The organism is Psychromonas sp. 14N.309.X.WAT.B.A12 (genome assembly GCF_030397575.1).
GTDB lineage: Bacteria > Pseudomonadota > Gammaproteobacteria > Enterobacterales > Psychromonadaceae > Psychromonas.
Genome location: NZ_JAPNXS010000001.1, coordinates 666,105 through 687,839, shown reverse-complemented (window position 1 = coordinate 687,839; position 21,735 = coordinate 666,105). Strand labels below are relative to the sequence as shown.

At 39.2% G+C, this 21,735-nt stretch carries 21 protein-coding genes; 2 read left to right on the top strand and 19 right to left on the bottom strand.

Annotated elements, in window-relative coordinates; all coding sequences use genetic code 11:
* From rpmJ to OW492_RS02960, 10 genes are all read right to left on the bottom strand, one after another.
* Positions 1–76 (bottom strand): 50S ribosomal protein L36 (gene rpmJ / locus OW492_RS03005; RefSeq protein WP_290038341.1); only part of this gene is annotated, 76 nt, incomplete at its 3' end.
* A 403-nt stretch (positions 77–479) separates the two neighbouring features.
* Positions 480–890, bottom strand: coding sequence for a SufE family protein (locus OW492_RS03000; RefSeq protein WP_290038318.1), 411 nt, complete (start codon positions 888–890; stop codon positions 480–482).
* Positions 891–1,008: 118 nt separating this feature from the next.
* Positions 1,009–1,542: a putative Fe-S cluster assembly protein SufT gene (gene sufT, locus OW492_RS02995; RefSeq protein ID WP_290038340.1), complete on the bottom strand. Its 534-nt coding sequence runs from the start codon at positions 1,540–1,542 to the stop codon at positions 1,009–1,011.
* A complete protein-coding gene (locus tag OW492_RS02990) occupies positions 1,543–1,893 on the bottom strand; it encodes an iron-sulfur cluster assembly accessory protein (protein ID WP_290038316.1) in 351 nt (116 codons plus the stop codon).
* Positions 1,894–1,902: 9 nt separating this feature from the next.
* Positions 1,903–3,120, bottom strand: a complete 1,218-nt coding sequence (locus tag OW492_RS02985; protein WP_290038314.1) for a SufS family cysteine desulfurase — start codon at positions 3,118–3,120, stop codon at positions 1,903–1,905.
* An 11-nt stretch (positions 3,121–3,131) separates the two neighbouring features.
* Positions 3,132–4,391: a SufD family Fe-S cluster assembly protein gene (locus tag OW492_RS02980; protein WP_290038313.1), complete on the bottom strand. Its 1,260-nt coding sequence runs from the start codon at positions 4,389–4,391 to the stop codon at positions 3,132–3,134.
* A 3-nt stretch (positions 4,392–4,394) separates the two neighbouring features.
* The gene (gene sufC / locus OW492_RS02975) at positions 4,395–5,180 is read right to left on the bottom strand and encodes a Fe-S cluster assembly ATPase SufC (RefSeq protein ID WP_290038312.1); all 786 of its coding nucleotides are present in this window, start codon (positions 5,178–5,180) and stop codon (positions 4,395–4,397) included.
* Between the two features lie 11 nt (positions 5,181–5,191).
* Positions 5,192–6,628 (bottom strand): Fe-S cluster assembly protein SufB, encoded by a 1,437-nt coding sequence (gene sufB, locus OW492_RS02970; protein WP_290038338.1) that lies wholly within the window; start codon positions 6,626–6,628, stop codon positions 5,192–5,194.
* A 65-nt stretch (positions 6,629–6,693) separates the two neighbouring features.
* A complete protein-coding gene (gene iscR / locus OW492_RS02965) occupies positions 6,694–7,170 on the bottom strand; it encodes a Fe-S cluster assembly transcriptional regulator IscR (protein ID WP_290038311.1) in 477 nt (158 codons plus the stop codon).
* 455 nt (positions 7,171–7,625) lie between these two features.
* Positions 7,626–9,653 (bottom strand): TonB-dependent receptor, encoded by a 2,028-nt coding sequence (locus tag OW492_RS02960; RefSeq protein WP_290038309.1) that lies wholly within the window; start codon positions 9,651–9,653, stop codon positions 7,626–7,628.
* 124 nt (positions 9,654–9,777) lie between these two features.
* Between OW492_RS02960 and OW492_RS02955 the strand changes: the two genes are divergently transcribed.
* Together OW492_RS02955 and fes are read left to right on the top strand one after the other, a co-directional pair.
* The gene (locus OW492_RS02955) at positions 9,778–10,821 is read left to right on the top strand and encodes an AraC family transcriptional regulator (protein WP_290038308.1); all 1,044 of its coding nucleotides are present in this window, start codon (positions 9,778–9,780) and stop codon (positions 10,819–10,821) included.
* 66 nt (positions 10,822–10,887) lie between these two features.
* Complete coding sequence (fes, locus tag OW492_RS02950) at positions 10,888–12,204, top strand: enterochelin esterase (RefSeq protein ID WP_290038307.1); 1,317 nt, start codon at positions 10,888–10,890, stop codon at positions 12,202–12,204.
* Between the two features lie 16 nt (positions 12,205–12,220).
* Here fes and OW492_RS02945 read toward each other — a convergent pair whose 3' ends face one another.
* From OW492_RS02945 to OW492_RS02905, 9 genes are all read right to left on the bottom strand, one after another.
* The gene (locus OW492_RS02945) at positions 12,221–13,069 is read right to left on the bottom strand and encodes an ABC transporter ATP-binding protein (RefSeq protein ID WP_290038305.1); all 849 of its coding nucleotides are present in this window, start codon (positions 13,067–13,069) and stop codon (positions 12,221–12,223) included.
* Entirely contained in the window at positions 13,069–14,055 is a 987-nt protein-coding gene (locus tag OW492_RS02940; RefSeq protein WP_290038304.1) for an iron chelate uptake ABC transporter family permease subunit, read from the bottom strand. Before OW492_RS02940 ends, OW492_RS02945 begins: the two co-directional genes overlap by 1 nt.
* On the bottom strand, positions 14,052–15,068 hold the full coding sequence (locus OW492_RS02935) for a Fe(3+)-siderophore ABC transporter permease (RefSeq protein WP_290038303.1): 1,017 nt from the start codon (positions 15,066–15,068) through the stop codon (positions 14,052–14,054). The genes OW492_RS02940 and OW492_RS02935 overlap by 4 nt, the downstream gene beginning before the upstream one ends.
* Positions 15,061–16,074 carry a Fe2+-enterobactin ABC transporter substrate-binding protein gene (gene fepB / locus OW492_RS02930; RefSeq protein WP_290038302.1) on the bottom strand — a complete coding sequence of 338 codons (1,014 nt, stop codon included), beginning with the start codon at positions 16,072–16,074 and terminating at the stop codon, positions 15,061–15,063. The genes OW492_RS02935 and fepB overlap by 8 nt, the downstream gene beginning before the upstream one ends.
* Positions 16,075–16,161: 87 nt before the next feature.
* The gene (locus OW492_RS02925; protein WP_290038300.1) at positions 16,162–16,893 is read right to left on the bottom strand and encodes a 4'-phosphopantetheinyl transferase superfamily protein; all 732 of its coding nucleotides are present in this window, start codon (positions 16,891–16,893) and stop codon (positions 16,162–16,164) included.
* 8 nt (positions 16,894–16,901) lie between these two features.
* Positions 16,902–17,672: a 2,3-dihydro-2,3-dihydroxybenzoate dehydrogenase gene (gene dhbA, locus OW492_RS02920; protein WP_290038298.1), complete on the bottom strand. Its 771-nt coding sequence runs from the start codon at positions 17,670–17,672 to the stop codon at positions 16,902–16,904.
* Entirely contained in the window at positions 17,673–18,563 is an 891-nt protein-coding gene (locus tag OW492_RS02915; RefSeq protein ID WP_290038296.1) for an isochorismatase family protein, read from the bottom strand.
* Between the two features lie 10 nt (positions 18,564–18,573).
* Positions 18,574–20,247 (bottom strand): (2,3-dihydroxybenzoyl)adenylate synthase, encoded by a 1,674-nt coding sequence (locus tag OW492_RS02910; RefSeq protein ID WP_290038295.1) that lies wholly within the window; start codon positions 20,245–20,247, stop codon positions 18,574–18,576.
* Positions 20,247–21,449, bottom strand: coding sequence for an isochorismate synthase (locus OW492_RS02905; RefSeq protein WP_290038293.1), 1,203 nt, complete (start codon positions 21,447–21,449; stop codon positions 20,247–20,249). The genes OW492_RS02910 and OW492_RS02905 overlap by 1 nt, the downstream gene beginning before the upstream one ends.
* Positions 21,450–21,735: the final 286 nt, after the last annotated feature.

Below are 21,735 nucleotides of genomic sequence, written 5' to 3'. Positions count from 1 at the left end.
TAACTCGCACCACACCGTGGCGTTTGATAACTTTGCAGTTACGACAGATTTTTTTTACGGATGCACGAACTTTCATTTTACAACTCCGAAATATTAATTAATAAAACGACTATTTATTATTAATAAAATTTTATAAGCGCTTAAATCATAAGATAAAAGGACCTATAGAAATCCGTGTAAAACCGATAAATATTCGTTAGCCGCGTAATATAGCAAATAATGAGTATTTATTCGACTTATTAATTAATGTAACAATCGCTAGTAAAACAGATTACACCGTTTTTTATATAGAAGAATTATTCCTATCTAGACATTATTAAATTCGGAATAATAAAGTTTAAAAAGAGGGCTAGTTATTTAATCTAATTATTATAGTTAGAACAAAGTAGGAATACAGAAAAATATTCCTTAGATTATAAATAAAGTAAGGCTTTCCATAAGGACAAAACCTTACTTTATAAACTAGTACATGATTAGAGTTAAACTGCCGCCTGCGCGATGTTTTGAATGCGACCTACGATTGAGCGTAAACCATTGCCGCGAGTAGGGCTGAGGTGTTTTTCTAGGTCTAGGGCTTGGAAGTAAGCTGAGATATCGAAATCTACAATCTCTTGGGGCGTTTTATGATCAAATGCTGCTAGTACTAGTCCAAGTAATCCACGTACGATAATGGCATCACTGTCTACTGAGAAGGTGAGTAGTTCGCCTTCGGTACCAGGTTGGATCCAAACATTGCTTTGGCAACCTTTTACAAGGCGTTCAGAGGTGTGCCACTTATCATCAAAAGCGGGGAGTTGTTTCCCTAAATCAATAATATACTTATATTTATCTTCCCAGTCGTCGAAAAATGTTAAATCTTCAATGATCTCTTCTGTTGTTGGTAATGACATGATACCTCTAATATTTATACTTTATAGACAGCGTAAAAAAAATCGCAGTTAACTTGTTTATAAAACAACTAGCTAAGTGCGATTTATTATATTGGATTATGTGCAGTGGTGAAAGAGGTTAGAAGAACATACCAGATTCTAATTGGGCTTCTTCACTCATCATTTCTCTTGACCAAGGTGGATCAAAGAGTAATTCAACTTTCACATTGTCAACATTGGGTACTTTTGCTACACGATATTCAACGTCGCTAACAAGTACTGGGCCCATGCCACATCCAGGTGCGGTTAAAGTCATGTCGATCGAGACAGTTTTGTTACTTTGTTCTACTGATACTTTGTAGATTAGACCTAAAGAAACTAAACTAATTGGGATTTCTGGATCGTATATGCCATCTAGTGCTTGCCATACCTGATCTTCATCAATCTCATCTTTGCCAAGGTCTTCAAACTCCAAGACTTCAGATTGCTGGCCAATTGCTGATGCATCGGTACCATCGATGCGCAACATGTTACCCATCCAAGTCACTGTATAGTTACCACCAAGGCTCTGATTAATGGAGATAAACTCTCCTTCAGGAATAATGGTTGGTTCGCCAGTTGGGACTCTACGCGCTGCACAAGCGCGTTGTGTTACTACCATCTTTTGCATCAGTTAGCTCACATTAAAGCTTTCGCCACAGCCACATTCAGCTACAACGTTAGGGTTGTTATATTTAACAACTTGATTAATACCTTCGGTAACAAGATCTATCTCTGTGCCGGCTATCATCATCATTGATTTAGCTGCGACAGCGATATCAAAATCATAAAATTTGATAATAATATCGTCTTCAGCAGGTTGGTCTTCGATTTCTAGTACGTAAGCAAAGCCGGTACAACCGCTCACTTTGGTACTGAGTCGTATAACACTGTCTGGCTTGTTAGCCATTTGTGCTGAGAAGTATTTTTCTGCTGCTTCAGTTAATAAAATATTAGCAGTTGGATCAAATACAGATACGGTCATTAATAACTCCTAAGACAACATTGTTTTTGCTTTGTTGAGTGCAACAAATAAAGCATCAATATCATCAAATGTATTGTAAATAGAGAATGAAGCACGTGCAGTGCCTGGCACATTAAAGCGCGTCATTAAAGGTTGTGCACATAGGTCGCCCGTTCTGATTGCGATACCTTGCTGATCAAGTAAGAACCCAAGGTCAGCAGGGTGGCCTTGTTCAAGTACAAAACTTAATACACCAATTTTATTTTTAGCGTTACCTATGATGGTTAGGCCTTCAAATGCTTGTGCTTTTTCAGTGGCATAGGCAAGTAATGCATGTTCGTGTGCTAATACTGCATCTTGATCTAATGCACTAAACCAACGTACTGCTTCACCCATGGCAATGGCACCGCCTACATTTGGTGTTCCTGCTTCAAAGCGGTATGGCAATACATTCCAGGTAGCATCTTGCAAGGTCACTGTGGCAATCATTTCACCACCAGTACGCCATACAGGCCAACTTTCAAGGACAGATTCTCTCCCCCAAAGTATACCTATGCCCATTGGGCCATAGATTTTATGTGCAGAAAAAGCGTAAAAGTCACAACCAATATCTTGTACATCAGCCCAACCATGTGCAGCACCTTGTGCGCCATCAACTAATACTAAGGCATCTACTTTTTTAGCCTTTTCTGTCATTGATTTAACGGGATTGATTGTACCGAGTACGTTTGAAACATGCGGGAAAGCAACGAATTTTGTGTTTTCATTGAGCAAGCTTTCATAAGCGACTTGATCTAGTTCACCAGCATCGTTCACAGGTACGGTACGCAACGTTGCGCCTGCTTCTTTACAAGCATGTTGCCATGTTACTAGGTTTGCATGGTGATCCATTTCCGTTGCAATGACTTCATCACCCGGTGAAAGTAGGGTACGTAAACCATTTGCTACGATGTTTATACTTTCGGTGGTGCCGGTTGTCCAAATCACTTCTTCACGTTTTGGCGCATTTAGAAATTGCTGGATAATATCACGCGCATTTTCAAAGCCACGTGTTGCTTGATCCGCAAGGAAGTGTGCACCTCGGTGCACATTGGAATTACTGTTCGAGTAATAATCAACCATTGCATCAATCACACATTGTGGTTTCTGTGTGGTTGCTGCGTTATCTAAGTACACCAAGGGTTTACCATTGACTTGACGCTTTAGAATTGGAAATTGTTCGCGGATAGCTAATACATCAAAACTCATTAGACTCTCACTTAGTTTACTTTCATGGCAGAGAAGCGTGCACGAATTATTGGACGAATCCATTCAGCGAGTACTTTATTTGGCATTAAATCAATTAATTCATTGATGAAACCAAAGTTTAAGATCACATTCGCTTGTGCGCGGTTTATGCCTCTTGTTTGCAAGTAATACAAAGCTTGTTTATCAACTTCTGCAGACGTTGCACCATGGGCACAACGTACATCATCGGCATAAATTTCTAGTTCTGGTTTAGTGTTGATTTCAGCTGTTTTTGATACCAATAAGTTACGGTTGTTTAATTCAGCTAAGGTTTTTTGTGCGTCACGGTGAATATGAATTCGACCGTTGAATACTGCTTTAGCACGACCGCCTACAATACAACGTACGTTTTCTTCTGTAGTGCCGTTTGGCATTGCGTGTTCAACGGTTGCATGAAGATCAAATAGCTCGTTATTATCTAACAGGTAGATAGCGTTTAATTTTGCATCTACAAATTCACCTGAGTGAATGATGTCAGTATCTAAGCGTGATAAGTCACTACCAAATGCTACGATAGTACTGTGCATAGTTGAATGATCTAACATGTTGAAGTGACAACCACCTACAGAGACATTAGTTCCTGTTTGTAATGCAAAACGGTAGTGCTCTAAGTGTGCTTTAGGTGATACAAAGTATTCAACGAAAGCGGTATTCAATGTTTCGCCTTCTGCTTGTACATCTTCAATCACTGCTAGTTCAGCACCTTCGCCTAGTGACACTTGTACACGAGTATGAGATTCAGCACCTTGGCTTAATAGTGAACTAATACGTAAAGGTTGTTCAACTTTAACACCTGCTTCAACATTCACGATCACGACATCTTGTGCTAATGCATCATTCACCAAACCAAATAAATGACGGTCAGGTTTTACTTCAGAGAAGTCAGCAATTGCTTGCAATTGTTGTTGAGCTGCTAACTCACTACCTAAAGAGACAGTTAATCCTGTTGGAAGTGTGTCGCTTAATGCGCTTTTATCTAACTTGCCATTTTTAAATACTAATTCAATAGCAGATAGGTCGGCAATTGCTAATGGCGTTAATTCACTTACTACTTCAAGCTGTGTTGCTTTAGTGCTTTGAATTGCACGCAGTGGTGTGTAACGCCATGCTTCTGTTTTACGAGTAGGCCATTTAGTTGTTGATAAAAGTTCAAGTGCACGGCTACGTTTTGGGTTTAACCAATCGTCTATTTTTTGCCCTCGTGAGATGGCATTTTCTAACCATTCGCTCATCTATTAACCCTCAATGTTGTCTTCGTCTTTGTGAGTTTCTAACCAAGCGTAACCTTGAGATTCTAATTCTAGTGCTAGCGAAGCGTCACCACTTTTCACGATTTTACCGTCAGCTAATACATGAACAAAATCAGGTTTGATGTAATCAAGTAGACGTTGGTAATGCGTTACAACAATGAAGCTACGCTCAGGAGAACGTTGGCTGTTAACACCAGCTGCGACCATTTGTAATGCATCGATATCTAAACCAGAGTCTGTTTCATCTAAAATACATAGTTTTGGTTTAAGCAGTAACATTTGCATTAATTCGTTACGTTTCTTTTCACCACCAGAGAAACCTTCGTTAACGCCACGCTTTAAGAATGCAAGCGGTAAGTCAACTTGTTTACAAGCTTCTTTTGCTTGCTTTAATAGTTCAGATGAAGTGATTGGCTCTTCACCATTTGCTTCACGAATTGCATCAACAGAGGCTTTTAAAAATTCTAAGTTGCTTACACCTGGGATTTCAACAGGGTATTGGAATGCTAAGAATAGGCCTGCCGCAGCACGCTCTTCAATTTCCATCTCTAGTAGGTCTTTACCATTGAAAGTGATCGTACCGCTATTTACTTCGTAACCTTCACGGCCTGATAAAACATAGCCCATAGTACTTTTACCAGCACCATTTGGTCCCATGATCGCGTGTACTTCACCTGGTTTAATATCTAGATTAAAACCTTTGATGATTTGCTTTTCTTCAATGCTTGCGTATACGTCTTTAATTGTTAATAAACTTTTGTTGTCTGACATCTTAATAATCCTTAACCTACAGAGCCTTCAAGGCTAATCTCTAATAATTTACTTGCTTCAACGGCAAATTCCATTGGCAGCTCTTTGAATACTTCTTTACAGAAACCATTAACGATCATCGATACTGCTTTTTCAGGATCAAGACCACGTTGGCGACATAGGAACATTTGCTCGTCACTTACTTTTGACGTTGTCGCTTCGTGCTCAACGATGGCAGAAGGGTTACGGCTTTCAATGTAAGGGAAAGTATGTGCACCACATTTATCACCGATTAACAGTGAATCACACTCGGTAAAGTTACGTGCGCCATCGGCAGTCGCTGCCATTTTTACTAGACCACGGTAACTGTTATTACTGCGACCTGCTGAGATACCTTTGGTAATGATGGTTGACTTGGTATTTTTACCAAGGTGGATCATTTTTGTACCTGTATCTGCTTGTTGTCTACCACGTGTTAATGCAACTGAGTAGAATTCGCCAACACTGTCATCGCCTTTTAGGATACAGCTTGGGTATTTCCAAGTAACCGCTGACCCTGTTTCAACTTGTGTCCAAGAGATTTTAGCTTTGGTATGGCAAATACCACGTTTAGTAACGAAGTTGTAAATACCACCTTTGCCATTTTCATCGCCTGGGTACCAGTTTTGTACTGTTGAGTATTTGATTTCTGCATTGTCTAGCGCGATTAATTCAACGACCGCTGCGTGTAATTGATTTTCATCACGCTGTGGAGCAGTACAACCTTCAAGGTAGCTAACGTGACTGCCTTCATCGGCAATGATAAGCGTACGCTCAAACTGACCTGTATTTTGTTCGTTAATACGGAAGTAAGTTGATAACTCCATTGGGCAACGTGTGCCTTTTGGAATGTATACAAATGAACCATCAGTAAATACTGCACAGTTTAATGCTGAGTAGTAGTTATCTTTACGGCCAACAACACTGCCAAGGTATTTTTTAACCAGTTCAGGGTATTCAACAATCGCTTCAGAGATAGGGCAGAAAATAACGCCTGCTTCCTGTAGTTTTTCTCTGAATGTTGTCACAACTGATACTGAATCAAAAACCGCATCAACAGCGATACCTGCGAGCATTTGTTGCTCGATTAGAGGAATACCTAGTTTTTCATAAGTACGCAGTAATTCAGGGTCAACCTCATCCAATGACTTTGGTTTATCTTTCATACTTTTAGGTGCAGAGTAGTAAGAGATAGCTTGAAAATCTATTTTAGGATAATCGACTAAGGCCCAATCAGGCTCTTCCATCTTCAGCCATTCTCTAAATGCACCTAGTCGCCATTCTAGCATCCACTCTGGTTCATTTTTCATTTTAGAAATTCGCGTAATAACACTTTCATCTAAACCTGGTTCAAAGGTTTCTGACTCGATATCAGAAATAAAACCAGCTTCATATTCTCTTCCTAGTGCTTCATCTATTTCTACTTGCACTGTCATATAAAACTCACTCTTTGTCGGGGGGAGGATGGTAATAATCGTTTTATCTTTTTTGCCAACTAACCAATCATTTCGCTAGTTTGAATAGTAAATAATTGACTATCAATTCTTTGTTCAGCCACGTTGTTTTGAGCATCATGTTGGCGCATCAAATCACCTAAGCTAATTTTACTTAAAAAGCCGTGTATTTGGTCACTTAAGTCACACCATAAATAGTGTGTTAAGCAAGTGACGCCATTTTTACAATCTGCGCTTTTTTTACATCCGGTTGCATCAATGACTTCATTAACTGCATCCATAATTTGTGCTACAAAAATATCGTCAATTGAACGACCCAATTGATAGCCTCCACCAGGACCTCTAACACTTTTTACTAAAGAGACTCGGCGAAGTTTAGAAAATAACTGCTCAAGATAAGATAATGAGATACCTTGTCGTTCTGAAATATCTGATAATGACACAGGACCTTGTTCTGGGTGTAATGCAAGATCAAGCATTGCAGTCACCGCATAACGGCCTTTTGTTGTTAAACGCATAAGCTATCCAATTCAGTCAATTATTCTTGAGTAGTAATGATACATAAAACCTACTGTTTTAATCAAGTATTTACTTGACTATTTTAGTCGGATATCTGGAAATTAAGGGAGTTGACCTCTTAAATACTGTCTAAGCTGTTGAATGATAGTCATTAATGCCTTTTAACCCCATTCAAAGGTTGAATATTGCTGCTGCATTATCAGTTATTTTATTTCAAGTCTGTTCATATTGTTCGCGCGCAGATTTTAGCTAATTATGCTGTTTATATAAAGGGAATTAATAGAATACTGGCTATAAATGATGAAGTTAACTTACAAGGTGGTCGTTGAGAATAGGGGAGTGATTAACTTAGAGTCATAAAGAAAGTTTGGTTTATTGGATGCCTAAACGAATAAAGGTGGCTCATTACTGACCCACCTTTGGTTATTTAATTATATTGTATAAGGAAGGTCACTTACATACGGTAAGTTAAATTTAAACCTACAGTACGGCTTTGGCCAACTGAAGCACGGTAACCACCGTTAATTAAGTAGACTACGTCTTCATCGGTTAAGTTAGTGATGTAACCACTGATTAATAGATCGCCGATAGTATAATCAACATTGGCTCCTACGATTGCATATTCACCCGCTTTATAATCATCAGTATTATCAAGGTCAGAGTAGTATTCACTTACGTAAGTCACATCTGCACCTAATGTTAGGTTTTCACCGACATATTGCGTTAATGCAAGTGACGCATTGAAGTCTGGTGCATTTGATAATTCATTGCCACCAAAGCTATCGTCGTTATCAACTTTGGTTTTTAATAAACCAATTGCTGGACGAACTTCTAAGCTATCCGTTAACCAATGTGCTAATTCAACTTCTAAACCCATAGTGTGAGATTCATCTACGTTAGTAATTTTGTAGTCTGAAATGCCTTGGTAATCCCTGTAGTCATTGTAGAAAACTGCCGTGTTGATTGTGGTGCTGTTATTAAAGGCTGTTTTAGCACTTAACTCATAGGCTGTTACTGATTCACTCTCATAAGTATAAACTTCAGAAGCGCCACCGTAGTTATAGTAACCAAGACCCCCTGAGTTATAACCTTGACGGACAGAAATACCAAAGGTCGTGTCTTCAACTGGACTGTAGGTAAAGGCTAATTTAGGTAAAAGGTAAGTGTCTTGTATGTCATTATCTACTTCATTAGTCACATACGTGGCAGAGAATTCTCTATGCTGCTTTTCACGTTGAACACGTGCGCCAGCAGTAACAGTGAATTGCTCATCAATGTAATAGTTCATTTCACCAAATACACCTACACGTGTTTCATCGGTTTTACCTTGTGTAGAATAACTTTCACTGGCAACTGTATTTTCGCGGTCTGCCGCCATGATGCCGACGAAACCATCGATTTTTGAATCAGTTGGTGTGAAGGTTAATTGGCTTTCAATTTTAGCTGTTTTGTCTTTGAAGTTATAAGTTTGTTCAGTTGGGTATTGATCAAAAATATTTCTTTGGCTGTTGTATGATATTAGGGTTTTACTGCTTACTTGACTGTTAATTTTGTAGTTGATTTCAGAAGAAACATTATATACATCAGAGTCTTGAATACGGGTATTGTAACTGTAATCACGACCAAGGTATTCGTTGTAATTAGTACCTAGTGTTAGTGTTTCGTCTTCATAACCTGTTCCACCATCCCAGTTTGCCCAGTTTAAATAATTACCATCGGCTTTGCGGTAGTTGGTTGTTAGTTTGATTGAAAGGTCTTCATTGAATGCTGGCTCCCACAATAATTTACCGCGGAAGTTTAAATTTTGTGAGTCTTCAGGATCAACAGGGATACTATCCCCATCATAAGTAATATAACTTTGACCATCGGTACCATCAAAGGCAAAGCGGTAAGCTAACTCGTCATTGATTGGGCCTGACGCCATTAATGCAACGTTTTTCATTACATTACCGTTTTCATAAATTTCTGCACCACCACGAATTGCATATTCAGGTGCAAAAGTAGGATCGTTAGTTTTAACGGTTACAGCGCCACCGATAGAGTTCTCACCCTGTGTGGTTGATTGCGGACCACGTAAAACTTCTACCTGCTGCACATCCCATACACCAGAACCACTGAAGTTATAGCCTGTAAATGCATCAGAAACGCCATCAACATTAGTATCGACACGTTGACGAGCACCACTTCGAATTGCATAGAATCCGGTTGCTGCGCCACTACCGTTAACACCACGGATATTGACACTACCAAAGCCAGAAGTAACGACATTGGGTGCTTTGATAACGACGTCATTTACTGTTTTTGCACCGGTTTTGTCGATATCTTCACCGTGTATTACTGTTACTGCTGTCGTGGTATCTTTAATATCTCGATCCATTTTTTCACCTGTCACAATCATAACTTCTGTGTGTGAAGGTTCTTCTGCCATGACTTGACCGCTTAACGCGAGCATAATGCCTGCATATACTTTGCAATGCTTCATATTTCCTAATTCCATTATTGTGTTGTTATAATATTTATTGGTAATGATATTTATTCGTATTAATGATAAGGTAAATATTCTCAAGTTCACAGCATAATAGGTTATGCAAAATGGCTATTTGGTTATGGAAAAAAATAATATGAAGTTTCAAGGAAAGTTAAAACAAGCTTTACCTAAAGGCACTTTTATCCGCACCATTGGGGATTTAAAGCAAAAAACTATCTTTTCAGACAGTCATTCTAACGCGAGTAATACGGCCAGTAACAAGCAAAGTTTAGCGCTAATAGAAGGTGACCTTATTTCATATCAAGCAGACAATAGCTTTATTCTGCATGGTGGAAAAACCAAAGAATTAGTGGATTTTCAAGTTCTTGCTACAGCCAAAAAGTCACTTTGCATTACCATTTTGTTAGAGGGGAAATTAGATTTTGGTTATGATGATTTAAACTTCTTATATGATGCGATAGAGCAGCCGCGTGCTGTGATTGTTAGTCTGACGAGATCGGTGAGCTTTCGTCGTACTCTCTATAAAAATAATCAAGTCACTAAGCTCAATCTTATTTTGCCACATGAATGGATCGCGCAACGTATTGTATCAAATGACAACTTTAGCGAATTAGTTAACCAACACTTAGCGCATTTTGAACTTAATGTTGATGAAGAAATAGTCTCTTTGACAAGCAACATAATAAAATCCAGTGAGCCAACGTCGATCATTGAACAGATGAACCTTGAATCCTTAACACAACAATTATTGATTCAAGTGCTTATGCAACTTAATGATGCCACTAGTGATATAAAACAGTTTGCGAGTAACAATTTTGCAAATGAATCATTGGGCTATGATCCTGTCTTAGATAAATTAGTGTCATATATAGAAGCAAATTTAGATCAGGATATGTCGGTTAGTCACTTAGCTAAGTTTTCAGCAATGAGTATTTCTAGTTTGCAACATAAATTTAAAAATTCATTAGGTATTAGTGTGTTAAGTTATATTCGTCGTCGTCGTTTAAATATTGCCAAACAGCAGTTGGAGTCAGGTTTAATGACGATTTCTGAAGCTGCTTACAACGCTGGGTATCGTCATCCATCTAATTTTACCAGCGCATTTAAAAAGGTATTTGGCATACCGCCGCAGGATCTCATGCTTAAAACAGATCAGGTTTAGTTATCTCAATAGCCAGTTTTCATACTCTTAATTAACATTTCTGTTAAAAATCAAAAAAGGTTATTAATGAACAACGTATTATCATTAGACAGTTTATTAACATATTTTAATCTCTCAAGTAATGCCATCGGCTCTTCACGGTGGTGGAAAAATCTTGCTAAAAGTGAAGCTCCTTTTATCAAAGTACAACAAGATGGTTTTTGTAAGGTGCTGTTTATATGGCAAGATCCTGAAGGCGATCAGCATTTATCATCTACAACTTCAGTTATCTTAAATGTTAATGGGCTAACTAATCATAATACCTGGCAACCTAGCTGCTTAGAAAGACACCCGGAGACTAATCTCTGGTTTGCTTGTTTGACTATTAATGATCAATGGCGCGGTAGTTATTCTTTTATTCCAATTCACGATAATCAATCTCCTCAGCTTGTTCAACAACAGAGTGATGGGAGCCGAGAAGCACAACGTCGCTGGTGGTTAGAGGTAGTTAAACAGCAGCGGGTGGATCCATTAAATTCAGGTCCGTCAATTGCCTCCGGTTGGGGATTGAATTCGCCATTACATTTACCGAATGCACCATCAGAATTAGGCTGGCATGAATGGGATCAAGGTAAACTTAACAACTTACCTATTGCTGAAAATATTACCGTTACATGGTCTGCTGAAAAGCTCAAGAATAAACGACAATGCACCATTTTCTCAACAGCAACGAGCAGTGCTCCTTTGGTTATCTTGTTGGATGGAGAGAAATGGGGAGCGGATACTGGCACCTTATCTGTGCTGCAATATTTAACTAATATTAATAAACTCAGGGCTGCTCATTATTTATTAATTCCATCGCTGAACAATAAAACACGCTGGAGGGAGTTAAGTTGTTATCAACCTTTTTGGCAGTCGGTCACTGAACATTTGTTACCTCAAGTTGAAAAGCAGTTATTAGAATCTGAACAATCAATCACTGAATATCTTGTGGCCGGCCAGAGTTTAGGTGGGTTATCTGCTGTGTTCGCAGGTGCCTATTTTCGGGACTATTTTAGCAAAGTTATTTCATTATCAGGCTCGTTTTGGTGGCCAGAAATTGAGAGGATGCAAGATCCCGATGCATTTAAATTAAACAATGAAAAATGGGATACAAGATTACCTAAAAACAGTTTAGCTGACCGGGTATCAAATAATGAGATAACTGTCTCTGGTTTAGATATTTACCAAACGGTAGGCAATGCTGAAAAGCAATTATGCGTTTATAACGATATGCATTATGCCGTGTTTGAGGAAAAGGGCGCGAATATAATCTATCAAAAAGTGGAGGGTGGCCATGATTGGTTATCATGGCGATCATCTTTGATGAATGGTTTAATAACCTTGTTACCCGCACAAACTTAATTTACTTGATTGAAGGTTAATTCGCCGTTTTCCTCCCTCGAGGAATAATTAACGGCGTATTAGAAATAGGATCAGATAAGATTAAACAGGATAACCCAAAGACTTGTTCAATTAGTGCTTCTGTGACTATTTCATTGGGCGAACCTGTCGCAATGATTTCACCAGCTTTTATCATGATTAAATGATCAGCATAGCGACAAGCATGATTAAGGTCGTGTAAGACTGCGACTAGAGTATGTCCTTGAATCTGATTAAGATCTTGAAATAGATCCATTAACTCGATTTGGTGAGCAATATCTAAATAGGTGGTGGGCTCGTCCAACAGCAATAGTGATGTTTCTTGTGCCAATGCCATTGCTACCCATACCCGTTGTCGTTGGCCACCGGACAATTGATCTACATTGAATTCTGCAAAATCGATGACTCCGGTTGCTTGCATTGCTAGTTCAACGGCTTGTTGATCTGCTTCAGACCATGGTTGAAACCACTTTTGATGAGGGAATCGACCACGGGAGACTAAGTCAATAACTTTAATTCCATCGGGGGCAATGGCTGATTGAGGTAATAAGCCTAACTTTTTAGCCACTTCTCTCGTTGATTGGTGGTGAATGTTCTCTCCATTCAATAAAATTTCACCAGATTGCGGCACTAATAAACGACTTAATGATCGTAATAGAGTCGATTTACCACATCCATTGGGGCCAACAATAACGGTAAATTTACCCTGTGGAATATCAACGGTGAGGTCTTTGGCTATCACATTATCTTCATAGGCTAGCGTGACTGATTTTGTAGATAGCGCAGCTTTTGCAGTATGTGTCTCTGCTGTGTTTACAGCGCTTAGCTGAGAGGATTGTTGTGTCATTATTTACCTTCTCGAATAATCAAATAAACCAGGTATAGGCCACCTAAACTGATGGTGACAAGGCCGACAGGCAGTGTCGCGTTTTGCAAACCATGTTGAGCAATAAAGTCTGCACTCATGAGTAATAAAGCACCGACTAAAGCAGAGCCAACTAGGGTGATATGTCGTTGAGGATGTAATCGACGTGCTATTTGTGGAGCTGCGAGTGAAATAAAAGAGATTGGGCCTGTAATCGCTGTGGCAACTGCTGTTAAAGAGACACCGATTAACATAATGATTAATCGAGTTTTATTCACTGAAATACCCAGTGCAGCGGCTGTATCATCGCCCATCTCTAACAATTTCATTCGGGTATTAAGTAATAAGGCTAAGCCCACTAAAGCGACAATTAATAGCGTTGCCGGCATGATGCGTAACCAAGTCATGCCATTAAGTGATCCCGCACTCCAAAGTGCTGCCGTCATTGCTGTTTCTAATGACACGGTTAGCGATAGCCATTGATTAAAAGCGGTCAAGGTTGCACTGATGGCAATACCTACGATAATCAGTCTAAAACCTGAATGCCCATCTCGATATGCAAATAGATATACTAAAATCGCGGCACCTAAGCCACCAATTATTGCACCAATCACACTATACCAGTAAAGGTTTCCGAATAGGGCGATAGAGATAAGCACACCTGTAAAGGCCCCCACATTAAAGCCTGTAATATCTGGACTACCGAGTGGATTTCTAACTAATGATTGGAATACGGCACCACTAATGCCAAGTGCTGCACCAATGATCATCGCTGAGAATAATCTTGAAGCGCGCCATTGCCACACCACAATCGATTGATATTTATCTGCTTCACCGCTGATTAACTGCCAAATACCTTGCAGGTTATGAGCGATATCATCACCGATAAACAGCGTAAAATAGACTAAGATTAGCACAACAACGAGTCCTAAAATCTTAGTTAAAAAGTTGCCTACATTGGAGGTCATAAACTACTCGCTCCTTTTCGACGAACTAAATAAATAAGAATAGGTGCACCGATAAAAGCGGTGACAATAGATACTCTAAGCTCACCAACTACCAGTAAACGACCGATAATATCTGCAATAAGTAATAAACAAGGCGTTAGGATAAAGCTAAATGGGATAATCCAGCGTTGATCTGGGCCAACCATCCAACGCGCAATATGAGGCATCATTAAACTCACAAATCCTATTGGGCCAGCTGCAGCGGTGGCTGCACCGCATAATAAAGTAATGGTAATTAATCCAACAATTTGTACTCGAATAGGGTTGCTTCCAAGAGTAGCAGCTAAAGCGTCACCTAAACCAAATGCGTTTAATGCAGGTGTAATAGTTAAGGCTAATAAACATCCGACGATAACAACCGGAGCAATATATAAAGGCACAGATAGGGTGCGGATATCTAGACTTCCTACACTCCAAAATCGTATTTGATCGAAAGCTAGTGGATTAAATAAGGTTAAAGCAGAGCTAAGTCCGGCAAATACCGCGCCTAAGGCGATACCCGCTAAGGTTAATTTTAGTGGGTCAACTTTACCGGCGCTGAGGCTTCCAATAGCAAATATTAATAAACTCGCTATTAACGACCCCAGTGCAGCATAAATGAAAAACTCGCTAAATTGTGTCGCCCCTAAAAAGACGACGGCGATAGCGACTGCTAAACTCGCGCCTAGGCTAATGCCGAGAATGCCTGGGTCAGCCAATGGGTTTCGTGTAATTGCTTGTATCAATGCGCCTGAAGTACCCAAGGCCATTCCTACAAATAATCCGTTCAAGGTTCTGGGTAAACGGCCTTCAAAGATAATCGTGCTGGTTAATCCTGATTGATTGGAAAATAGTACATGATAAATTTCACTAACGGATATGGGCTTAGCGCCAATACACAGACTCGCAATCATGATCAGGCCTAATAGCATGATGCAAAAGATTAACCATTGGTAACGACTTGCCGTACTTTTTTTGATTTGGCAATTAGTCATTGTTGCTACCAAATAGCGATTGTAGGCGAGTTAATAAATTGCTTGCACTGTAATAGTCCAGTCTAAAAGTATCGCTACCCACTGCGTATACCTGTTTATTTTCAACTGCTTGATTAGATTGTAGAAAAGGATTGTCTAATACTTGTTGTTCTATTGCTTTTTCCGCTGCAAATAACAGAATGGATTTTCCTGTTACGGCATCTGGGAATCGCTCTCCTTTGGCAATAATAATATCATTGCGAACACCCATACTAATGTCTCCTTTGATTGATTCAGGGACAGTGGCAAGGGTAAATCCTAAGGTTTCAAGTAAACGGCCTTGCGCTGATTGGCTTGTCCAAATACTCGCGCCACTGTCATCTAGGGTATACACCATGGCAGTAGTGGGTTGTTCAGGCAGTGTAATATTTTGTTTCGTTTGTTCTACTTGTTGTTGAAATGAATTGATCACTGACTCGGCCTGAGTTTCTAATCCAAAGAGGTTTCCGAAGGTTTGTGCCAGTTGGATCCAGCTTTTATCGTCGTAACGAATGACTAATGTTGGCGCGATATCTTTAAGTTGATCATATAAACGCATCGCAGAATCAGCACCAGTAGCAGAAATTATAATAACATCGGGTTGCGCTTTAATGATGGCTTCGGCATTGGGCTCACTTTGATATAAAGCTTTTACACCACGTTGCTCAGCAATCGTGTCCCATTGACGCATAAATCCTTTTTCTGAAGCGACGTTGGTGTTAGGCATAGTTGCACCAGAAGCAACTAAAGGCGCATCTATTGCGAGCAAAGTACCTGATAGGGTGACACTGGTAGAGACAATACGTTGCGGTGGTTTAGCCAGCGTGATTAGCCCCTGTGATGTCATGATACTTCTTGGCCACCCAGAAGGATCTTTTTCTATTTGATCGATTGCTAATGTTGAACTGGTTTCCTGTGGATCACCGCAACTTGCTAATACAAGTCCTGTAAACACTATTAAAAAAGGGCGGACAAGCAATCGAATCATGTGTAACACCTTGAAAAAATAAAATGATTATATAGATTAATTCTTCTCTTTTATACTAATGAGAATCATTAATATTAATGAATTTACCTAATCACTTATTAAGGTGGTAACTAATTGTTCGGACAGTTTAAACTGGCAAATAAATTGACGACCTATATGCATCGCTTCCGATAGGTTTTGGCATAACGTTAAGGTCAGTTGTTTTGTTGTGAAATCTAACTCTGTCACCATAGCAACATCGAAATCAACATAGTGACTAAACGCTTTAAATATCGCTTTATATAAACTCTCTTTTGCTGAAAAAATCAAGGTAATTGCCTGTTCAAAGCTAATATGAGGGAGCATGATTTGGTATTCGCTCTGATCAACAACAATGTTATTCACTAAGCTATTAGCATCGCTTGTAGATAACCAATGTTCAATATCTATACCAATAAAATTATGGTTTTGCGACTTAGTGATAACACATAGCGCTGTATTTTTTGAGTGAGAAATGGAACCCAGTAAACCCGCGGGCCATGCAGGTGCTTTGTGCTCATCAATAGGAATATTTAAGCCTTCAACTCCTAGATGTTTCATGGCTATTTTAGCTAAGTAACGACCTGCCAAAAATTCGCTTTTACGCTTAGCGACGGCATTGTCTAATGAGCAGGGTAGCGGAATCTCTAGGGTGTTGAATTGGTCATTATTAAATCGGTTTGATGAAAAAGTACAACTTGCGATGACGATATGGCCAACATCTTGTATCGATACAGAGTCTGTATCGATACAAGTTGGGTTATCTATCAAAATGTTATTGGGACATTTTATATTTAACACTGAAAACCTTATTTTCCTAAGGTTGCACCGCCATCAATAACAATATCTTGTAATGTTATATGGTTGGCTTGTGAGGAGCATAGAAATACAATTGTCTCGGCAATATCGTCTGGCGTCGCTAACTTACCGAGTGGAATACCTGGTTTAAACTGTTCAGGAAATCCATTAATGGTATTCGCTTCACCGGTTTTATCTTGCCATAATGACCATTGCATCGGGGTTTGTGTCGAGCCTGGAGATACAACGTTACATCGAATTCCATATTCAGCAAGTTCAATACCCGCCACCATAGTTAAATTGGTTAATGCTGACTTAGAGGCGCTGTAAGCGGCCATTGCCATACGAGGCATGTGATTTGCATTTGACGAGACACTGACAATTGCGCCGGCATTAGCAGCCTTCATCACTGGAATCACTTGTTGCATTATATAAAATGCACCAGACACGTTAACATCAAAAGTACGTTGCCATTGTTTACTGCTTAACTCAGTTATTTGTCCCATTTGTAAGATACCAGCAACATTCACTAATGCATCAATTTTGTTTTCTGGTGTTAATAGCGATTGGCAAGCTTCTTTCACTGCTTGCTCATTACTAATATCTAGGGTGATTTGCGTTATTTTATTGTGTGTTTGATCGAAATGTTGATCAAAAGCAACTACATCAGCACCCAATTCCAGAAACATTTCAGCTGTTGCAGCACCAATACCTTGATTCGCACCTGTCACCCATACTTTTTTATTGTGCCATTGTTGAGAATTAGCCAATTGTTCTGCCATTTAAGCTTGTCCTTCTTGACCTGATGATTGGGATATAACTTGCCAGAAACCATCAACACTAGGTGTTTTAGCTAGGTCTACAAAGTTGGCATTGATACCTTGTTGCTGCCATTTAGAAATTAACGTCATTACTGCAACAGAATCTAATCCAAAATCCATCAGATTATCGTCATCTTGTAGCTCATCAGCATCTTCAATAAAGGGCGCTATCTGAGCGCGCAAACTTGATTTAGTGAATGCAATATTAGGTTCTGTATTCACAGGCGTATTGATAAGGTGATCTTTACTGACCACTCTTCCGGCATTTCTAGCAATATAGTTGAGCGCTAATAAGTGGTCTTCTCGACTGAAATCGGCAATACCATCAGCGACTAAAAATGGTTTTATATCATTCATAAAGGCATCAACACCTGTTTGCATTACCCCGATATGACCATAAATACCACAGATAAGCAGTTGATCGCGCGATGAGTTATCCATCATCTCTTTGAGCGGAGAACGATAAAATGCACTGTAACGCCACTTGGTTAATACAATATCGTCTTGGTCTGGATATAAAGCATCAATAATAGGTTGTTTTTCTGGATGCTCTGGTAAACCTTTTCCCCACATATCATTGAGTAAAGCACGATCCCCTTCTGGTTGTTGTTGTGGTTGTGCGGTGTAATATACTGGGATATTGTTAGCCTTACAGTATTGCTTCAGCTCGGCAATATGCTTTACGACTTGGTCGATTAAGGCATTGTCTTGGCCATAAAACTCAACAAAATATTGTTGCATATCATGAATTAACAAGGCTGATTTGTGTGGTTCAAAAGGCCAAGATACTTTATTGCTTGGGATCTCTTCTGACGTTGGTAATGTATAAGCGGCAAGTGATTTAATAGACATAATTATCCTGTTATTCAGTGAGTTGTAGAGAAGTTAGTTCGCGTAAAGCACGTTTGTCGATTTTACCTACGGCGGTTTTGGGTAAATTATCAACAAAGGTAATACGATCTGGAATTTTGTAAGATGCAACACCTTGCTCTCTTAAGAAGCGGCGAACATCTCTGGCTTTTATTGCTGATTTGTTAATGATGTAAGCGCAACTGCGTTCACCTAATACGGGATCTTCCATGGCGACTAATGCAACATCTGAAATAGCTGGAAGCTGTAACATCAGTTCCTCTACTTCTTGCGCATCAATTTTTTCGCCGCCACGGTTTATTTGATCTTTATTACGACCCATTACAATTAAATAGCCGGTTTCAGTTTGTTGAACTAAGTCTCCGCTGCAATAAAAACCGTGCTCATCAAAAGCTCGGCTATTCGCGATAGGGGCGTTGTAATAACCTCTGAAGGTATAAGGGCCACGTGTCCATAACGCGCCGACTTCACCTTGTTTGACTGGGTTTCCTGATTCATCGAGTATTTTAATTTCGTCACAAGGGGACATAGGTTTACCTTGTGTATGAGTGATATGCCATTGGTTGTCAGTAAAGTGGGTGTAATTGACTAATCCTTCAGCCATGCCAAACACTTGTTGTAATTTACATCCCAAAACAACACTGACTTTTTCTGCAATGGTGACGCTTAGTTTTGAACCACCAACTTGAATCAAATTTAGGGAAGCCAGTGCTTGGCTGCTGTGAGTATCGGTCACTGCATTTATCCAAAGATGTAACGCTGGTGGTACCAATGAAGTCATGTTTACTTGATGCTGTTTGATTAAAGCAAAACAAGTCGTTGGACTTGGATCTGGTGCCGTGACAACCGTACCGCCAGCAAAAAATACCCCCAGCGCTCCTGGTGAACTCAGTGTAAAGTTATGTGGTGCAGGTAGTGCGCATAAATAGATACAATCAGATGAAAGTTGGCAGACTACTGCACTTTGTCTGATGCTGTAATAATAATCATTGTGTGTGCGAGGGATCAATTTCGGGGTGCCGGTACTCCCGCCTGACAATTGAAAGAAAGCCACTTGATCGGCTGCAGTATGCTGATTAATTTTATCTGCGTGTTTTCCGTTCAATAATAATGCAGGTTGTTCATCAAGCCAGCGCATATCAGCAGTTACACTGTTATTTGAACTCGCCGCTATTACGGGTGAAACTAATAAAGCTTCACAGTTTTCTGTTCCGTATTGCGCTAATTTAGCGAGTAATGTGGTTTGTTGATCTTGGCTCTCTAATAAAGGATGCTCTGTTGATAAGATATATAAAGCTGGATTAAGTTGTTGAGCAAATGCCATTAATTCATGGGAGCTATGATTGAACAATGCATTAACTGCTGCGATGCCGCATTTTAATAGCGCAAAATACACAATATAAAATTCAGCACTGTTTGGCAATTGAACCAATGCCGTTGATCCTGCTGGGATACCTCTTAAGGCTATTTCTGCTGCGAGTTGATTACTTAATGCTTCAACTTGGTGGTAAGTGAAGGATCTATTGTTACAAATAATCGCTGTTTTATGCCCATTATCTGTCAGATTTCCCTCGATGATATGGGTTAATGGTTGGTGATTCCAATAACCTTTCTTAACATAGTCATTGGCAAATTTTTCAGGCCATGCAGTAAATTGAATTGTCATTAGAGTGCCATCGCCTGTGTAGATTGTTGAGGTTCATTAGCTGCATTAAAACCAAGGGCGGTCAGCATGGTATTTAATTTTGCTTCTGTTTCATTAAATTCAGCAGCGGGGTCTGAGCCTTGTACTATGCCTGCTCCAGCGTAAAGTCGAATTGAGTTTTGTTGAATCACACCACAACGAATAGTCACTACCCACTCTCCATTACCATCGGCATCCATCCAGCCAACAGCACCACAAAATTGTGCTCGTTCATAGCCTTCTAAGTGTTGAATAGTGGCTTTAGCTAGATGAGCAGGTGTCCCGCAAATAGCAGGCGTAGGATGAAGTGCATAGGCAAGATCAAGCGCTGAAGTATTTTCTGATGTTAGGGTGCCATCAATTTTCGTCGACAAGTGAATCATTGCCGATGTTTCGATGATTGAAGGGGCTTTGGGGTTATTTAGTTGATCGCAAAATGGTTTAAGGTTTTGATATACCGCCTCAGCGACTAATTTATGCTCAAAACGATCTTTTGTACATGACCATAGTTCTTCAGAAAGCTGCTCATTTTGTTTTGTTATGGCTGTGCGTTTTCTGGAACCTGCTAATGGGTTGCTACTGACTTGATTACCTTGTTTTTTAACTAATAGTTCTGGACTCGCACCGACTAAGATACTGCCATTAGATTGTGGAATTGAAAAAACATAGGCAGAAGGGTTTTGCTGATATAAAACTCGCGCCATGCTTTGCGCATTTAAAGTTTCTGAAGTTTGTACATCAATGGCTCTAGATAAAACTACTTTATCCAATTGTGTATTTTCAGATAGAGATAGGGCTTTATTCACGGCACCTTTAAAATGTTGTTCTCCGGTTACTTGCGATAATGAAATTAGTTTTGTTGCATTACTTTCTGAGTTCTCTGAACTCGAGTCAAAATTGTCAGAATATACACTGTTATTTGGGATAAAAAATTCTGTTTTCTGAGTAATATCAAATGGGATTGAACCGATAGCGATAGGGTTGTCATGACCCATTTTTTTTAATTCTTTTAAATGACTTTTAACAGATGTTATGAATTCAGAAGTGTTTAATCCTTCATTTGAAAGTGTTTTTTTGATACCTGTAGCAGTTAATATTTTATGTTGAGAAGTGAAAATGAACTGTACTTCAGACTGGTTGCTTTGCTGCGTAACATTTTTTTGATCAAGGTTTTCAGTATTCATTAGTAGGTTCCCCTTTAAACTGAATGCTTATTTTTTAAAATCAATGAAAGCTCATAAGTTATTAATTAATATAAATAAAATTGAACTTAGTTATTTACTGTATTACTAAGTTTCAATATTTACTTTAATTTTAAAAATGATGAGTGCATTAAAATGCTAGCATTATTTTTAACAATAGATCAATCGAATTAATAATTATTATCATTTGCGATCGAAATTGTTTTGTGTGTACAATCCACTTCTTTTTTGCGAATGGTTAAAAATATATTTCGCATATTTATTTGAT

Coding starts and splice junctions, on each gene's coding strand:
- OW492_RS03000 (WP_290038318.1), bottom strand. CDS start 890: ATGTCATTACCAACAACAGAAGAGATCATTGAAGATTTAACATTTTTC.
- OW492_RS02990 (WP_290038316.1), bottom strand. CDS start 1,893: ATGACCGTATCTGTATTTGATCCAACTGCTAATATTTTATTAACTGAA.
- OW492_RS02985 (WP_290038314.1), bottom strand. CDS start 3,120: ATGAGTTTTGATGTATTAGCTATCCGCGAACAATTTCCAATTCTAAAG.
- OW492_RS02980 (WP_290038313.1), bottom strand. CDS start 4,391: ATGAGCGAATGGTTAGAAAATGCCATCTCACGAGGGCAAAAAATAGAC.
- sufC (WP_290038312.1), bottom strand. CDS start 5,180: ATGTCAGACAACAAAAGTTTATTAACAATTAAAGACGTATACGCAAGC.
- iscR (WP_290038311.1), bottom strand. CDS start 7,170: ATGCGTTTAACAACAAAAGGCCGTTATGCGGTGACTGCAATGCTTGAT.
- OW492_RS02960 (WP_290038309.1), bottom strand. CDS start 9,653: ATGAAGCATTGCAAAGTATATGCAGGCATTATGCTCGCGTTAAGCGGT.
- OW492_RS02955 (WP_290038308.1), top strand. CDS start 9,778: ATGGAAAAAAATAATATGAAGTTTCAAGGAAAGTTAAAACAAGCTTTA.
- fes (WP_290038307.1), top strand. CDS start 10,888: ATGAACAACGTATTATCATTAGACAGTTTATTAACATATTTTAATCTC.
- OW492_RS02945 (WP_290038305.1), bottom strand. CDS start 13,069: ATGACACAACAATCCTCTCAGCTAAGCGCTGTAAACACAGCAGAGACA.
- OW492_RS02940 (WP_290038304.1), bottom strand. CDS start 14,055: ATGACCTCCAATGTAGGCAACTTTTTAACTAAGATTTTAGGACTCGTT.
- OW492_RS02935 (WP_290038303.1), bottom strand. CDS start 15,068: ATGACTAATTGCCAAATCAAAAAAAGTACGGCAAGTCGTTACCAATGG.
- fepB (WP_290038302.1), bottom strand. CDS start 16,074: ATGATTCGATTGCTTGTCCGCCCTTTTTTAATAGTGTTTACAGGACTT.
- dhbA (WP_290038298.1), bottom strand. CDS start 17,672: ATGGCAGAACAATTGGCTAATTCTCAACAATGGCACAATAAAAAAGTA.
- OW492_RS02915 (WP_290038296.1), bottom strand. CDS start 18,563: ATGTCTATTAAATCACTTGCCGCTTATACATTACCAACGTCAGAAGAG.
- OW492_RS02910 (WP_290038295.1), bottom strand. CDS start 20,247: ATGACAATTCAATTTACTGCATGGCCTGAAAAATTTGCCAATGACTAT.
- OW492_RS02905 (WP_290038293.1), bottom strand. CDS start 21,449: ATGAATACTGAAAACCTTGATCAAAAAAATGTTACGCAGCAAAGCAAC.